Annotated in this window: 12 protein-coding genes; 5 read left to right on the top strand and 7 right to left on the bottom strand. The window is 71.1% G+C overall.

Going from position 1 to position 13,894, the window contains the following annotated elements:
• Window positions 1-104 precede the first annotated feature (104 nt).
• From phoH2 to ABD350_RS14360, 3 genes are all read left to right on the top strand, one after another.
• Window positions 105-1,430 carry an RNA 5'-3' helicase PhoH2 gene (gene phoH2, locus ABD350_RS14370; protein ID WP_344348414.1) on the top strand — a complete coding sequence of 442 codons (1,326 nt, stop codon included), beginning with the start codon at window positions 105-107 and terminating at the stop codon, window positions 1,428-1,430.
• A gap of 400 nt (window positions 1,431-1,830) precedes the next feature.
• Window positions 1,831-2,547 carry an aggregation-promoting factor C-terminal-like domain-containing protein gene (locus ABD350_RS14365; protein WP_465270410.1) on the top strand — a complete coding sequence of 239 codons (717 nt, stop codon included), beginning with the start codon at window positions 1,831-1,833 and terminating at the stop codon, window positions 2,545-2,547.
• A gap of 151 nt (window positions 2,548-2,698) precedes the next feature.
• The gene (locus ABD350_RS14360) at window positions 2,699-4,177 is read left to right on the top strand and encodes an AI-2E family transporter (RefSeq protein WP_344348412.1); all 1,479 of its coding nucleotides are present in this window, start codon (window positions 2,699-2,701) and stop codon (window positions 4,175-4,177) included.
• A 21-nt stretch (window positions 4,178-4,198) separates the two neighbouring features.
• On the opposite strand, the gene ABD350_RS14355 is transcribed toward ABD350_RS14360, so the two are convergent.
• Together ABD350_RS14355 and ABD350_RS14350 are read right to left on the bottom strand one after the other, a co-directional pair.
• Window positions 4,199-4,732 (bottom strand): alkyl hydroperoxide reductase, encoded by a 534-nt coding sequence (locus ABD350_RS14355; RefSeq protein WP_344348411.1) that lies wholly within the window; start codon window positions 4,730-4,732, stop codon window positions 4,199-4,201.
• 3 nt (window positions 4,733-4,735) lie between these two features.
• Complete coding sequence (locus tag ABD350_RS14350) at window positions 4,736-5,290, bottom strand: peroxiredoxin (RefSeq protein ID WP_030778760.1); 555 nt, start codon at window positions 5,288-5,290, stop codon at window positions 4,736-4,738.
• Window positions 5,291-5,422: 132 nt separating this feature from the next.
• Between ABD350_RS14350 and ABD350_RS14345 the strand changes: the two genes are divergently transcribed.
• Window positions 5,423-6,376 carry a LysR substrate-binding domain-containing protein gene (locus ABD350_RS14345; RefSeq protein ID WP_382466698.1) on the top strand — a complete coding sequence of 318 codons (954 nt, stop codon included), beginning with the start codon at window positions 5,423-5,425 and terminating at the stop codon, window positions 6,374-6,376.
• A 96-nt stretch (window positions 6,377-6,472) separates the two neighbouring features.
• Here the strand turns inward: ABD350_RS14345 and ABD350_RS14340 are convergent, their stop codons facing one another.
• The 5 genes from ABD350_RS14340 to ABD350_RS14320 all read right to left on the bottom strand — a co-directional run bounded on the left by ABD350_RS14340 (window position 6,473) and on the right by ABD350_RS14320 (window position 11,334).
• Window positions 6,473-8,806, bottom strand: coding sequence for an ABC transporter permease (locus ABD350_RS14340; protein ID WP_344348410.1), 2,334 nt, complete (start codon window positions 8,804-8,806; stop codon window positions 6,473-6,475).
• Complete coding sequence (locus ABD350_RS14335) at window positions 8,803-9,492, bottom strand: ABC transporter ATP-binding protein (RefSeq protein WP_344348409.1); 690 nt, start codon at window positions 9,490-9,492, stop codon at window positions 8,803-8,805. Before ABD350_RS14335 ends, ABD350_RS14340 begins: the two co-directional genes overlap by 4 nt.
• On the bottom strand, window positions 9,489-10,013 hold the full coding sequence (locus ABD350_RS14330) for a PadR family transcriptional regulator (RefSeq protein WP_344348408.1): 525 nt from the start codon (window positions 10,011-10,013) through the stop codon (window positions 9,489-9,491). The genes ABD350_RS14335 and ABD350_RS14330 overlap by 4 nt, the downstream gene beginning before the upstream one ends.
• A 161-nt stretch (window positions 10,014-10,174) precedes the next feature.
• Window positions 10,175-10,426 (bottom strand): type II toxin-antitoxin system antitoxin, encoded by a 252-nt coding sequence (locus ABD350_RS14325; protein WP_344348407.1) that lies wholly within the window; start codon window positions 10,424-10,426, stop codon window positions 10,175-10,177.
• Window positions 10,423-11,334, bottom strand: coding sequence for an SPFH domain-containing protein (locus ABD350_RS14320; RefSeq protein ID WP_344348406.1), 912 nt, complete (start codon window positions 11,332-11,334; stop codon window positions 10,423-10,425). The genes ABD350_RS14325 and ABD350_RS14320 overlap by 4 nt, the downstream gene beginning before the upstream one ends.
• 217 nt (window positions 11,335-11,551) lie before the next feature.
• Between ABD350_RS14320 and ABD350_RS14315 the strand changes: the two genes are divergently transcribed.
• Window positions 11,552-13,876, top strand: a complete 2,325-nt coding sequence (locus ABD350_RS14315; RefSeq protein WP_344348405.1) for a transglycosylase domain-containing protein — start codon at window positions 11,552-11,554, stop codon at window positions 13,874-13,876.
• Window positions 13,877-13,894 lie beyond the last annotated feature (18 nt).

The raw sequence follows: 13,894 nt of genomic DNA, 5'->3' as shown, positions 1-13,894 counted from the left end.
CAGCCGCGGAGGGCCGGTTCACGGCCCGCCGTGCGCGGGGGCCAGACACCGGTCCAGCAACTCCTCGTCGCTCCCCGACCACATCCGAGGGGGTACGTCCTTCCGTGGTGACCAGCACAAAGCGCCACAAGCCCGACCGGCGCACGTATGTTCTCGACACCAGCGTCCTGCTGGCCGACCCCAACGCCCTGACCCGCTTCGAGGAGCACGAGGTCGTGCTCCCGGTCGTGGTGGTCACGGAGTTGGAGGCCAAGCGGCACCATCCCGAACTCGGCTACTTCGCCCGGCAGGCCCTGCGCCTGCTCGACGACTACCGGGTCCGGCACGGCCGCCTCGACGCCCCCATCCCGACCGGGGACCTCGGCGGAACGCTCCGGGTCGAGTTGAACCACTCGGACCCCAGCGTGCTGCCCACGGGCTACCGGCTGGGCGACAACGACTCCCGCATCCTCGCGGTGGCCCGCAACCTCCAGGCCGAGGGGTACGACGTCACCGTCGTGTCGAAGGACCTGCCGCTGAGGATCAAGGCGTCCTCCGTGGGCCTCCTCGCCGAGGAGTACCGGGCCGAACTCGCCATCACGGAGAACTCCGGCTGGACCGGGATGTCCGAACTCACCCTTCCCGGCGAACAGGTGGACATCCTCTTCGAGGAAGGACACGTGTACGTCCCCGAGGCGGCCGACCTGCCCGTGCACACCGGCCTGACCATCCAGTCCGAGCGCGGCAAGGCGCTCGGCCGGGTCACCGCCGAGGGCAACGTCCGCCTGGTGCGCGGCGACCGGGAGGCGTTCGGCATCAAGGGCCGCAGCGCCGAGCAGCGCATCGCCCTCGACCTGCTGCTGGACCCGGACATCGGGATCGTCTCGATGGGCGGCCGGGCCGGCACCGGCAAGTCGGCGCTGGCGCTGTGCGCGGGCCTGGAGGCGGTGCTGGAGCGCCGTCAGCACCAGAAGGTGATGGTCTTCCGGCCGCTGTACGCCGTCGGCGGGCAGGACCTGGGCTATCTGCCGGGCACCGAGGCGGAGAAGATGAGCCCGTGGGCGCAGGCCGTCTTCGACACCCTCTCGGCGGTCACCAGCCGCGAGGTCATCGAGGAGGTCACCGCGCGCGGGATGCTGGAGGTGCTCCCGCTGACCCATATCCGCGGCCGCTCGCTGCACGACGCGTTCGTGATCGTGGACGAGGCGCAGTCGCTGGAGAAGAACGTCCTGCTGACCGTGCTGTCCCGGATCGGCGCGGGCTCCCGGGTGGTCCTCACCCATGACGTGGCCCAGCGGGACAACCTGAGAGTGGGCCGCTACGACGGAGTCGTCGCCGTGGTGGAGAAGCTGAAGGGGCATCCGCTCTTCGCCCACGTCACGCTGACCCGGTCCGAAAGGTCCCAGATCGCCGCGCTGGTGACCGAGATGCTGGAGGACGGCCACATCTGATCCGGCCCTGTCGCCACTTGGCGCCGTCCGGCAAAGGTTCACGAGCCTAGCCGGGCGGCGCCGTCATGCGTGGGACTTTCCTGAAATCCTTTGGGCCAAACGGGATGTGAGCTTTCACACGCAACACAGAATTGCCACACGGCGTCCGGTTACGGCAGAGTCTCGTTCCTGTCAGGCCCCCGCATACGACACAGCCGTACCCCCAGCGGTACGGCACCCCGTAGGCCCCATCAACTCCATAGCGTCGTCGTATGCCGCCCGCGCACCACGCGGCGCTCCCCGTCGGGGAGTTGCCCACCGGGCCCGCGCCTCCCGTGACCCCGCAGTTGGGAGGCCTGTGCCAGGGGCACGATCGCGTCCGCCAGGGTCACCGAAGCGGGCGATGCTGGAAGGAAACCGTGTGAGCCGGATTTCGGTCCGGGGATTCGCAGTGGCCTCGGCCACCGCGGTCACCGCTGTCGGAAGCGTCGTCGGCGTTGCCTCGGGCAGCACCGCGCAGACCAACGACGCCGCCGAGGCGACGGCAGCCGACACCACGCTCCTCGCGGACATACCCGCGGGTCAGCAGGCGCAGGTCCAGACCGCGTCCCTGACGCAGCAGGCCGACGCACAGGCCATCGCCGCGGACGTGAGCGCCAAGAAGGACGCCGAGGAGGCGGCCCGCAAGGCAGCCGCCGAGACCGCGATCGCGAAGAAGGCGGCCGCCGAGAAGAAGGCGGCCGAGGCCGCCAAGGAGGCCAAGGAGCGCCTGGAGGCCAAGGCCGCGGCCAGCCGCGGCGGGACCGACGTCCGCGACTCCTCCAGCTTCCCGGTCCAGGGCAGCTACAGCGTGGCGCAGATCCAGGCGATGGCGCGCCAGATGGTGCCCGGCGGCCAGTTCCAGTGCTTCAGCAACATCGTGGACCACGAGTCCAGCTGGAACTACCAGGCGGTCAACGCCTCCTCCGGTGCCTACGGTCTCTTCCAGGCCCTGCCCGCCGGCAAGTACGCCTCGGCCGGTGCCGACTGGCGGACCAACCCGGCGACCCAGATCAAGTGGGGCCTCAACTACATGAACGAGCGGTACGGCAGCCCCTGCGAGGCCTGGACGTTCTGGCAGGGCAACCACTGGTACTAGGCCGTCCGTCGGCCCACCCGGCCCCGGCTCGACCTCGCGAAGCCCTTCCCCGTCCCCAGGGGAGGGGCTTTCGCCCTGTACGGTCGTACGCGGACGACTCCACGGGGGAGTGGTGGCGAGCACCCGGGGACGCGGGGGAAGAGGACGGAGCATGGCGCGAGTGCCACGGTGGCTGGGCCGGATCGGACGTGGTCTGGCCGAGATGAGCGAGCGGCTGGACGAGCGCCGCGCGGAGGTGGAGAAGGAGGCGGACGAGCCCGGTCCCGACCCGGCGGCCGAGGTGTCCGCCGCCGAGCCGGCGGACCCGCCCGCCCGCCGCGCCGCGCCGCCCGTTCGCCGGACCGCGTCCGGCCGCCGGCCGGACCCCGCCGAGGCCGTGCCCTGGGGTGTCCGGGTCGCCGCCGAGGCGGGCTGGCGGCTGCTGGTGCTGGCCGGCACCCTGTGGGTGCTGATGCGGGTCATCAGCGCGGTCCAGCTGGTGGTCTTCGCGTTCGTCATCGCCCTGCTGGTCACCGCGCTGCTCCAGCCGACGGTCGCCCGGCTCACCCGGCGCGGGGTGCCGCGCGGCCCGGCCACCGCGCTCACCGCCATCAGCGGGTTCGTGGTGATCGGCCTCATGGGCTGGTTCGTGACCTGGCAGGTCATGGAGAACATCGACACGCTCTCCAACCAGATCCAGTCCGGCATCGACGACCTGCGCAACTGGCTGCTGAAGAGCCCCTTCCACGTCACCGACAAGCAGATCAACCAGATCGCCAAGAACCTCCGCGAGGCGATCGGCGCCAACGCCGACCAGATAACGTCCGCGGGCCTGGAGGGCGTCCAGGTCATCGTGGAGGCCCTCACCGGCATACTGCTGGTGTTCTTCTCGACGCTCTTCCTGCTCTACGACGGCAAGCGCATCTGGGAGTGGTTCCTGAAACTGGTGCCCGCCGCCGCCCGCCCGGGCGTGGCCGGGGCCGGCCCGCGGGCCTGGCGCACCCTGACCGCCTATGTGCGCGGCACGGTGCTGGTCGCCCTCATCGACGCGATCTTCATCGGCATCGGCATCTACTTCCTGGACGTGCCGATGGCCGTCCCGCTGGCCGTGTTCATCTTCCTGTTCTCCTTCATCCCGCTGGTCGGCGCGGTCGCCTCCGGCGCGCTCGCGGTGATCGTCGCCCTGGTCACCCAGGGTGTGTTCACGGCCTTGATGACGCTGGTGGTGGTGCTCGCGGTGCAGCAGATCGAGGGCCATGTGCTCCAGCCGTTCATCCTCGGCCGCGCGGTCCGGGTGCATCCGCTGGCGGTGGTCCTGACCGTGGCGGCCGGCGGCATGGTGGCCGGCATCGGCGGCGCCGTGGTGGCGGTACCGCTGGTCGCGGTGACGAACACGGTGGTGGGCTACTTGCGGACGTACGCGCAGCAGCAGTCCGGTGCGGACGGGGAGGACGAGGCCACCGGGGCGGAGGAAGGCGCTCCGCCCCCCGGCGAGGGTCCCCGGAAAACCGTCGGCGAGGATCCCGGGCCCGCGGGGGACAAGGGTGCCAAGGGTGCCAAGGGCGTCGAGGGCGTCGAGGACAAGAGCGCCGTCGAGGACAAGAGCGCCAAGGACGCCGGGGACGACGAAGACCCCGCCCACCAGGGGTGAGCGGGGTCTTCGACAGGGGTCCTACTCGGCCAGGACGGCCTCGGCCTCAACGGTGACGCCGATCGCCTGCACCACGGAGGCGATCTTGAACGCCTCCTGGATGGTGTCGCGCTCCACGCCGGCCTTGCGCAGCACCTGCTCGTGCGAGTCCAGGCACATGCCACAGCCGTTGATCGCGGAGACCGCGAACGACCACAGCTCGAAGTCGACCTTGTCCACGCCCGGGTTGCCGATGACGTTCATCCGCAGGCCCGCGCGCAGGGTGCCGTACTCGTGGTCGGACAGCAGGTGCCGGGTGCGGTAGAAGACGTTGTTCATCGCCATGATGGCGGCGGCCGACTTGGCGGCCTGGTACGCCTCCGGCGACAGGTTCGCCTTCGCCTCCGGCTCCAGCTCACGCAGCACGATCGGGGAGCGGGAGGCGATCGCGGTCGCCAGCACCGTGCCCCACAGCTGCTGCGCCGGCAGCTCCGAGTTGCCGATGACCGAGCCCAGGTTGAGCTTCAGGTCCTTGGCGTAGTCCGGGATACGGGACTTCAGGGAGTCGATCGACACGGATCACTCACCAGCCAGCAGCGCGACCGGGTCGAGGGTCTCGTCGCCCTTGGACCAGTTGCACGGGCACAGCTCGTCGGTCTGCAGGGCGTCCAGCACCCGCAGGACCTCCTTGGGGTTGCGGCCCACGGAACCGGCGGTGACCATCGTGAACTGGATCTCGTGGTTCGGGTCGACGACGAACACGGCGCGCTGGGCGTAGCCGTCCTCGCCCTCGATGCCGAGGTCGCGCATCAGCTCGTGCTTGGGGTCCGCCATCATCGGGAACGGCAGGTCGGTCAGGTCCGGGTGGTCCTTGCGCCAGGCGTGGTGGACGAACTCGGAGTCACCGGAGAAGCCGAGGATCTGGGCGTCGCGGTCGGCGAACTCGTCGTTCAGCTTCCCGAACGCGGCGATCTCGGTCGGGCACACGAAGGTGAAGTCCTTGGGCCAGGCGAAGACCACGAGCCACTTGCCCTCGTAGGACTTGTGGTTGATCTGCTCGAACTCCTTGCCCTTCTCCAGCGAGACGCAGGCGGTCAGATCGAACTCGGGGAACTTGTCACCGACAGTGAGCACAGGCTCTCCTTGCAGCGAAGAAACTTCCCTTTTGGGATGTTTCCCAGGGGTTGGACTCTGTCGATGGTGGCACAGGGTGCATTGATTAGGGAAATAGCTACACTCGGTCGTGTTGATTGGAGGCGGTTATCAGTGACCGTGGGCAACGGGAAGCGACGGCAGCCGACCCTGTCGCAGCTGCGGGCGTTCGTCGCCGTGGCCGAGCATCTGCACTTCCGGGACGCGGCGGCGGCCATCGGCATGAGCCAGCCCGCGCTGTCCGGCGCCGTCTCCGCGCTGGAGGAGACCCTCGGCGTGACCCTCCTTGAGCGTACGACGCGCAAGGTACTGCTCTCGTCCGCGGGGGAGCGGCTGGCGGTGCGGGCCAGGGCCGTGCTGGACGAGGTGGGCGCGCTGCTGGAGGAGGCCGAGGCGGTCCGGGCGCCGTTCACGGGCGCGCTGCGTCTCGGGGTGATCCCGACCGTCGCGCCGTATCTGCTGCCGGCCGTGCTCCGGCTGGTGCACGAGCGCTACCCGCTGCTCGACCTCCAGGTGCACGAGGAGCAGACCGCCAGCCTGCTCGACGGCCTGCACTCCGGGCGGCTGGACCTGCTGCTGCTCGCGGTGCCGCTCGGCGTCCCAGGTGTGCTCGAACTCCCGCTGTTCGACGAGGACTTCGTGCTCGTCACCCCGCTCGACCACTGGCTCGGCGGCCGGGAGGGCATACCCCGCGAGGCGCTGAAGGAGCTGCACCTGCTGCTCCTGGACGAGGGCCACTGCCTGCGCGACCAGGCCCTCGACATCTGCCGGGAGGCGGGCCGCGAGGACGCCCCGGTCACCACCACGGCCGCCGGACTGTCCACGCTGGTCCAGCTGGTGGCGGGCGGCCTCGGCTGCACGCTGCTGCCGCGCACCGCGCTGAAGCTGGAGACCTCCCGCAGCAGCCAGCTGCTCACCGGTTACTTCGCCGACCCCGCCCCGAGCCGCCGGGTCGCCTTCGCCATGCGCGCGGGCGCGGCCCGCGCCGCGGAGTACGAGGAGCTGGCGGCGGCGCTGCGAGGCGCGCTGCGGGCTTTGCCGGTACGCGTGCTGGACGCCGCCGACTAGCGCTCCGGGGAGGGCGGTCGTGCGAGGCGCGCGGCCGCGGGCCGGTGGGTGGCTGGGCGCGCGGTTCCCCGCGCCCCTTCGGGCGCGGAGCGCCGCCTACTCCGTACGCAGCCCCTCAGGCCGCATCATGCGCAGCAGCGGCGGCAGGCTGAGCAAGGTGACCACCAGGACCACGCCCGCCCCGGCGCCGGCCATCGACAGCACGCTCGCCCAGTCCACGGACACCGCCGTGGCCGTCATCCTCAGCAGCACCGAGCCCAGGGCCAGGCCCACCGTCGAGGCCAGCAGCAGGCCGAGCGCGACCGGTACCGCCGTCTGCCACAGCACCGACAGCCCCAGCGTGCGGCGCCGGGTGCCGAACGCGACCAGCGACGACAGCAGCTTGCGCCGCTCGCGCAACTGCTCCAGCTGGGAGACCAGCAGGCTGGCCCCGATCAGCGCCAGCACGCAGACCGCGCCGAGGAACAGGCCGGTGCGCAGGGAGGCGTACTTGCGGGACTGGGTGGTCGCCGCCCAGTGCCAGACGGACGAGAGCCGGTCCACCCGGGCCGCCGTGTTGCGCACGTACTGGTCCGCTTCCGGTACCGACAGGTCCAGGCGGGCATAGACCTGGTGGTACAGCGTCGGCGCGGCCGCGGCCGGCAGCGCGGACGGGGTGACCAGCAGGCCGTTGACGTACGACTGGAGCGCGTCCTTGCGCGCGCTGACCTGGCGCACTCCGGCCGGTACCGTCCAGGGGATCTCGCGCCCGCGCACGCCGTCCGAATAGGTGGCGTCGATGAAGCCGTGCCGGCCCGGCCGGGTCAGGGCGAGGTCGTCGGGCTCGTCGCGCGCGTCCGGGACGACGAACACGTCACCGTCCCGGCAGGACGGCAGCTTGGCCAGTTCGCGCAGCGCGGCGCAGCTGCCGACGGTGAGGCCGACCGTGCTGCCGGGGTCGCGGCGCCGGTCGCCCATCGAGCCGGAGGAGATCGCCACCGCCGCCTGTACGCCCTTGGTCCGGGGGAACTCGCGGGCGGCCTCGGGCAGCGCGGACCCGTCCGAGAGGTTGATCTCCACCGACGCCCGCTGCGGATCCTTGCCGGTGTCCCGGGTGTACTGCCCTTCCACACCGGCGAACAGCATCTGCAGCGCGATCGCCCCGGCCACCGCCACGGCGATGCCGTTGACCATGCGGGCCGCCGTGCCGCTGCTCAGCTGGAGCCGGCGTACGGCCAGCTGCCAGGAGACCGGGCCCGTGCCGAGCCGGGCCACGACCGCCTCCACCAGCCAGGGCAGCAGTGCGGTGACGCCGACCAGGAGCAGCAACACGCCACCGACGACAAGGTATTGGTTGAAGTCGCCGTTGGACCGGCCCTTGCCGATCATCGGGTACAGCAGCGCGAGGCCCATCAGGGGCAGCAGCAGCCGCCACCACAGGCGCCGCCGGGCCTGCTTGGCCGTGCGCACCACGCCGAGCGGTTCGACGGCCACCCCACGCATCGCGAACAGTGTCACCCCCACCGCGGCGGCCGGAACCGCCACCGCGACCAGGGCGACCAGCGCGGGGGAGGGGTTCAGATAACTGGGGAAGATGCTCACGCCCAGCACCTCCACCGAGCCCGCCGCCTGCCGTCCGAGCAGGAAGAACACCGTACCGACGGCGAGGCCGAGCAGCGCTCCGGCCAGCGCCTCGCCCGCCGCGATCCGGCGGGTCATCCGGCGGTCGGAGCCGACCAGCCGCAGCGCGGCCAGCCGGCGGTCGCGCCGCTCGCCGCCGAAGCGCACGGCCGCGGCGATGAACACGGCGACCGGCGTGAGCAGGGCGACGAACACCACCAGCGTCATCATGATGAGCACCGGGTCGGCCCGTTCGGCTGTCGGGTGCCGGTCCCCGAACGCGGTCAGCCGCACCACGTTCGCGCTGTCCTCCTTGACCACCAGACGGTCGGCGCCCGCGTAGTAGGCCAGTTCGTGCGAGCCGATCAGCCCGGGCTCGCCGATCGTGCCGGTGATCCGCTCCGTCAGCCGTTCCCGCAGCAGCCTGCCCTCGTCGGAGGCGAGCAGCTTCTTCAGCGCGGGGGAGACCACCATCTCGCCCGGCGCGGGGAAGCGGTCCACGCCCGGCGGCAGCGGCGCCCGCGGGCCCTCGGGTTGCAGGAAGCGGCCCCGGACGTCCTTGTCGTGCCACCTGGTGTCGGCCATGCCGACCAGCACGGTGTTCTCGCCCTTCGACGGCACGGCCGCGCTGTAGGTGAGGTCCAGGCGGGCCTCTTCGCGCTGGTGCCGTGCCGTCAGGACGTTCGGCACCGCGGTCGTCAGCAGCAGCAGTGCCACGCCCAGGCCGACGCCGACCGCCGTCAGCACCATCCGGACCCAGCCCTCGCGCCCGCCGGTGACGGCGAACCGGACGCCCATGCCCAGGTCCCTGGACCACTGCCGGAGGTTCATATGGCGCGCTCCATGTCCCGGGACCTGCCGTCGCGTACGACGATCTCCCGGTCGGAGTAGGCGGCCACCCGGGCCTCGTGGGTGACGAGGACCACGGCCGCGTTGGTGGAGCGGGCCGCGTCGGTCAGCAGCTCCATCACCCGTTCGCCGTTGAGGGAGTCGAGCGCGCCGGTCGGCTCGTCGGCGAACACCACCCGGGGCCCGGTGACCAGCGCCCGCGCCACCGCGACCCGCTGGCCCTGGCCGCCGGAGACCTCGCCGGGCCGCTTGCCCTTGAGGTCGTCCACCTCCAGGCGCTCCATCCAGGTGAGCGCGGCCCGCTCGGCCTCCTTGCGGGGGCGGCCGTTCAGCCTCAGCGGCAGGGCCACGTTCTCCACGCAGGTCAGCTCCGGGACGAGCTGGCCGAACTGGAAGACGAACCCGAAGTCGCTGCGGCGCAGCGCGCTGCGCTCGCTGTCGCTCAGCCCGGCCAGTTCCCGGCCGTCGTAGGTGATCGAGCCGGAGTCCGGCGGCACGATGCCGGCCAGGCAGTGCAGCAGCGTCGACTTTCCGGAGCCGGAGGGGCCCATCACGGCGACGACCTCGCCGGGATGGATGGAGAAGGCGGCGCCGTCGAGGGCGACCGTGGGGCCGAAGGTCTTGCGCAGGTTCTCGGCGGCGAGCAGGGAGCCGGGCGGAGGGGTCACCGGGTCACCGCCGCACGGAGCTTGTCGAGGCGCGCGGCGGTGAGTTCCAGCCAGCGCAGGTCGGCCTCCAGGTGGAACAGGGCGTGGTCGCAGATCAGCTGGTCGGCGAGGTCGCCCTTGCGCTTGCGGTCGGTGAGGATGCGCATGCTGCGCAGGTGCTCGGACCGCTGCGTGTCGAGGACGTCGGCGGCGTCGCGGTGGGTGAGGAGGGCGAGGACGACCTTGGTGTAGAGGGTCGACTGGAGGTACTCCTCCGGCTTCTCCGGGGTGGCGAGCCAGCGTTCGACGTCGGTGATGCCGGCGTCGGTGATGGCGTACCGCTTGCGCTCGGGGCCACCGCCGGCCTCGATGCCGTCGACCTCCACGAGACCGTTCTTCAGCAGCCGGGACATCGTGGAGTAGACCTGGCCGTAGTGCAGCGGCCGGTCGTGACCGAACTTCTCGTCGAAGGCGCGCTTGAGGTCGTAGCCGTGGCGCGGGCCGGACTCCAGGAGTCCGAGGAGGGTGTGACCGATGGACATGGCGGCACTCTACACAGCGTGTATACCTGCGATGTATACACCCCGTGCACTGTGGGTCCGCAGCAGGGCGACGGCGCAGGTGGGACGCCATTGTCAGGGTTTCGTAACAGTGGGAAACCCCGGGTACGACGACAGCCGGGCCCCTCGGTGGGAAGCCCGGCTCAGGCCGGTGGGGTGCGGGGGTCGGAGTCGCCGGGCGGCCGGCCCCGGCGGGGCAGCGGGCCCGCGTCCCCCGGCAGCCGCCCCGCCTCCGCGAGGGCGCGCCGCAGCAGGAACTCGATCTGCGCGTTCGCCGACCGCAGTTCGTCCCCGGCCCACCGGGCCAGCGCCTCGTACACCGCCGGGTCCAGCCGCAGCAGCACCTGCTTGCGCTGCCGCGGCCGGTCCCTCGGTGGCTTGGGGGAGTCCGTCACTGGTAGAGGGTTCCCGTGTTCAAGACCGGCTGCGGCGCCCGGTCCCCGCACAGCACCACCATCAGGTTCGACACCATCGCCGCCTTCCGCTCCTCGTCCAGCTCCACGATGTCCGCCTCCGATATCCGGTCCAGCGCCGCCTCCACCATGCCCACGGCGCCGTCGACGATCTGCCGCCGGGCCGCGACGACCGCGCCCGCCTGCTGCCGCTGGAGCATCGCCGAGGCGATCTCGGGTGCGTACGCGAGATGGGTGAACCGCGACTCGACGATCTCCACTCCGGCCGTCTCCACGCGCGCCTGGAGTTCGCCGGCCAGCTTCTCGGTGATCTCCTCGGCGTTGCCGCGCAGCGAGAGGCCGTCCTCGTCGTGGGCGTCGTAGGGGTACTCGATGGCGATATGCCGCACGGCCGTCTCGGTCTGGGTGGCGACGAACTCGGCGAAGTCGTCCACCTCGAAGGTGGCCTGGGCGGTGTCGCGCACCTTCCACACCACGACCGCGGCCAGCTCGATGGGGTTGCCGTAGGCGTCGTTGACCTTCAGTACGGCGGTCTCGTGGTTGCGCACCCGGGTGGAGATCCGGGTCCGGGAGGTGAAGGGGTTCACCCAGCGCAGGCCGTCCTGCCGGATCGTGCCCCGGTAGCGCCCGAAGAGCTGGACGACCCGGGCCTCGCCCGGCGCGACCGTGTTCAGGCCGCGCATCGCGATGAGGGCGGCGAGCAGTACGACGGCACCGGCGGCGATGAGCCCGCCCCGGACGCCGGCCGCGGAGACGGCCCCGGCGGTCCCGAAGAGCGCGGCGGCGGCACCGAGCCCGAGCAGGCCGAGCAGCAGCGCGAGCCCGCCGCCGATGCTGTGGGCCTGGAACTCGCGCACTCGCGGGGCGGGCATCTCGGGTATGTCGGACATGGGTGGTCCCCCGTTCAGTGGAACAACTAACGTCGGTCTAGCTAAGTGATATCACTTTTCCCGGAACGGGCAACCCTGTACCGCCCCCGAACGTCGGTTCCCTACGGGTGGGTGCTGATTGTCACGTCCGTAAAAGACCGGATCGGTCGCCCTTTGTCATATAGGCGGGTGTTAGCTTTCGGAGCTGACCCCGAGACGGAAGCGAGCGTAGGGACCCATGGGACGAGCGGAAGAGAGACGAGCGCGACAGCGTGGTGGTCACCGCGCGGCGTCCAAGCGCCGCCGCTCCGATCCCGCGGCGGCCGGCAAACCCCCCAAGAGCCTCCTGCGCCGGATGTTCACCTGGAAGAAGATCCTCGGCACCGTCTTCGGAGTGTGCCTGCTCGCCATCCTCGGCTTCGTCGGCCTGTACCTGTACGTCGACATCCCCGAGGGCAATGCCGCCGCCCGGCAGCAGAGCAACGTCTACAAGTACAGCGACGGCACGTTGCTGGCCCGCAGCGGCAAGGTCAACCGCGAGATCGTCGATCTGTCCAAAGTGCCCCGCAAGGTCCAGCTGACCTTCGTCGCCGCCGAGAACAAGAGCTTCTACAGCGACTCCGGCGTCGACTTCAAGGGCACCGCCCGCGGCCTGCTCAACACCCTGCGCGGCCGGGGCAAGCAGGGCGGCTCCACGATCACCCAGCAGTACGTCAAGAACTACTACCTCAACCAGGACCAGACCGTCACGCGCAAGCTGAAGGAAGTGGTCATCGCGTTGAAGGTGGACCGCGAGAAGTCCAAGGACGACATCCTCGCCGGCTACATCAACACCAGCTACTACGGTCGCAACGCCTACGGCATCCAGGCCGCCGCCCAGGCCTACTTCGGCGTCGACGCCCAGGACCTCACGGTCGAGCAGGGCGCCTACCTCGCCGCGCTGCTCCAGGCACCGAGCCAGTACGACTGGGCGGTGGCGACCGACACCGGCAAGCGGCTGGTCACCGAGCGCTGGAACTACGTCCTGGACAACATGGTCGAGGAGTGCTGGCTCCCCAAGGACCGGCGCACGGCCATGCACTTCCCCAAGATCAAGGAGCCCAAGGGCGCCCCCGGGCTCGACGGGCAGAAGGGCTATCTGGTCGAGCTGGCCAACCAGCAGCTCGAACAGCAGCTCATGGCGCAGGAGGGCCTGACCCAGTCGCAGGCGGAGAACGCGGTCGCGGGGAAGGGGTGGACCATCACCCTCAACATCGACCGCAAGAAGCAGGCCGCGCTGGAGCGGGCCGTCCGCAGCGAGCTGACCAGCAAGCTCGACAAGTCCAAGCGCAAGGTCGACGGCGACATCCAGCCCGGCGCCGTCTCCGTGGACCCCGGGACCGGCAAGATCGTCGCGCTGTACGGCGGCCAGGACTACCACCAGCACTACTACAGCAACGCCACCCGCAGGGACTACCAGCCGGCCTCCACCTTCAAGCCGGTCATCCTCGCCGCCGCGCTGGAGCGCGAGGCCACCACGCAGGACGGCAAGCCCATCACCGCCGACACCGTCTACGACGGCGGCAACCGGCGCCCGGTGGTGGACCACGGCAGCCCGGTCGGCTTCGCCCCGCCCAACGAGGACGACGTCGACTACGGCAAGATCACCGTCCAGGAGGCGATGAACAAGTCCGTCAACTCCGTCTTCGCGCAGATGGGCGTGGACGTCGGCATGGACGACGTCATGAGCACCGCGAGCAGCCTCGGCATGGACACCAAGGGCATGCCGGCGGTGCCCGCCCAGACGCTCGGCTCGATGGGCGCGAGCCCCCTGGAGATGGCCGGCATCTACGCCACCTTCGCCAACCACGGCCACAAGGTGACCCCGACCATCATCAAGTCGGCGGAGAGCCAGGGCCGCTCGGTCGACATACCGGACCCCGTCGGCGGCACGGTGCTCAGCCGCACGGTCGCCGACACGGTCACCTCGGTACTCACCGGCGTGGTGGACGACGGCACGGCCAAGCGGTCCGTGGCCGACAACCCGCTGCGCGACGGCCAGCAGGTGGCGGGCAAGACCGGCACCTCCGACGAGAACAAGTCCGCCTGGTTCACCGGCTACACCCCCGACCTGGTCACCGCCGTCGGCCTGTTCGGCGAGGACCCGAAGACCCACGGCCATGTGTCCATGGAGGGCGCGACCGGACTGCTTCCGGGGCGCGGCCGGATCAACGGCGGCGGCTACCCGGCGGAGATCTGGGCCGCCTACACCTTCGGCGTCACCGACCGCTCCGCGTTCGACCTGGACACCACCCAGGGCGCCGCCGTCGCACCGCCCCCGCCGCCCACCAGCAGCGCGCCGCCGACCCCGTCCACGACGCCGTCGCAGACGCCGTCCGAGACCCCGAGCGAGACGCCGTCCCACACGCCGTCGCAGACGCCGTCCGAGACGCCGAGCCGGACGCCGTCCCACACGCCCTCGCAGACGCCGTCCGGGACGCCCACCACCGGGCTGCCGACGGAACCCACCACCGAGGGCCCGCCCGACCCGGACGACGACGACGGCTTCCACTTCGGCCCGTAGGGCCCGCACGACGCCGAG

It is taken from the genome of Streptomyces nogalater, from assembly GCF_039532885.1.
Lineage (GTDB): Bacteria > Actinomycetota > Actinomycetes > Streptomycetales > Streptomycetaceae > Streptomyces > Streptomyces nogalater.
This window is presented reverse-complemented; position numbering and strand designations above follow the sequence as displayed.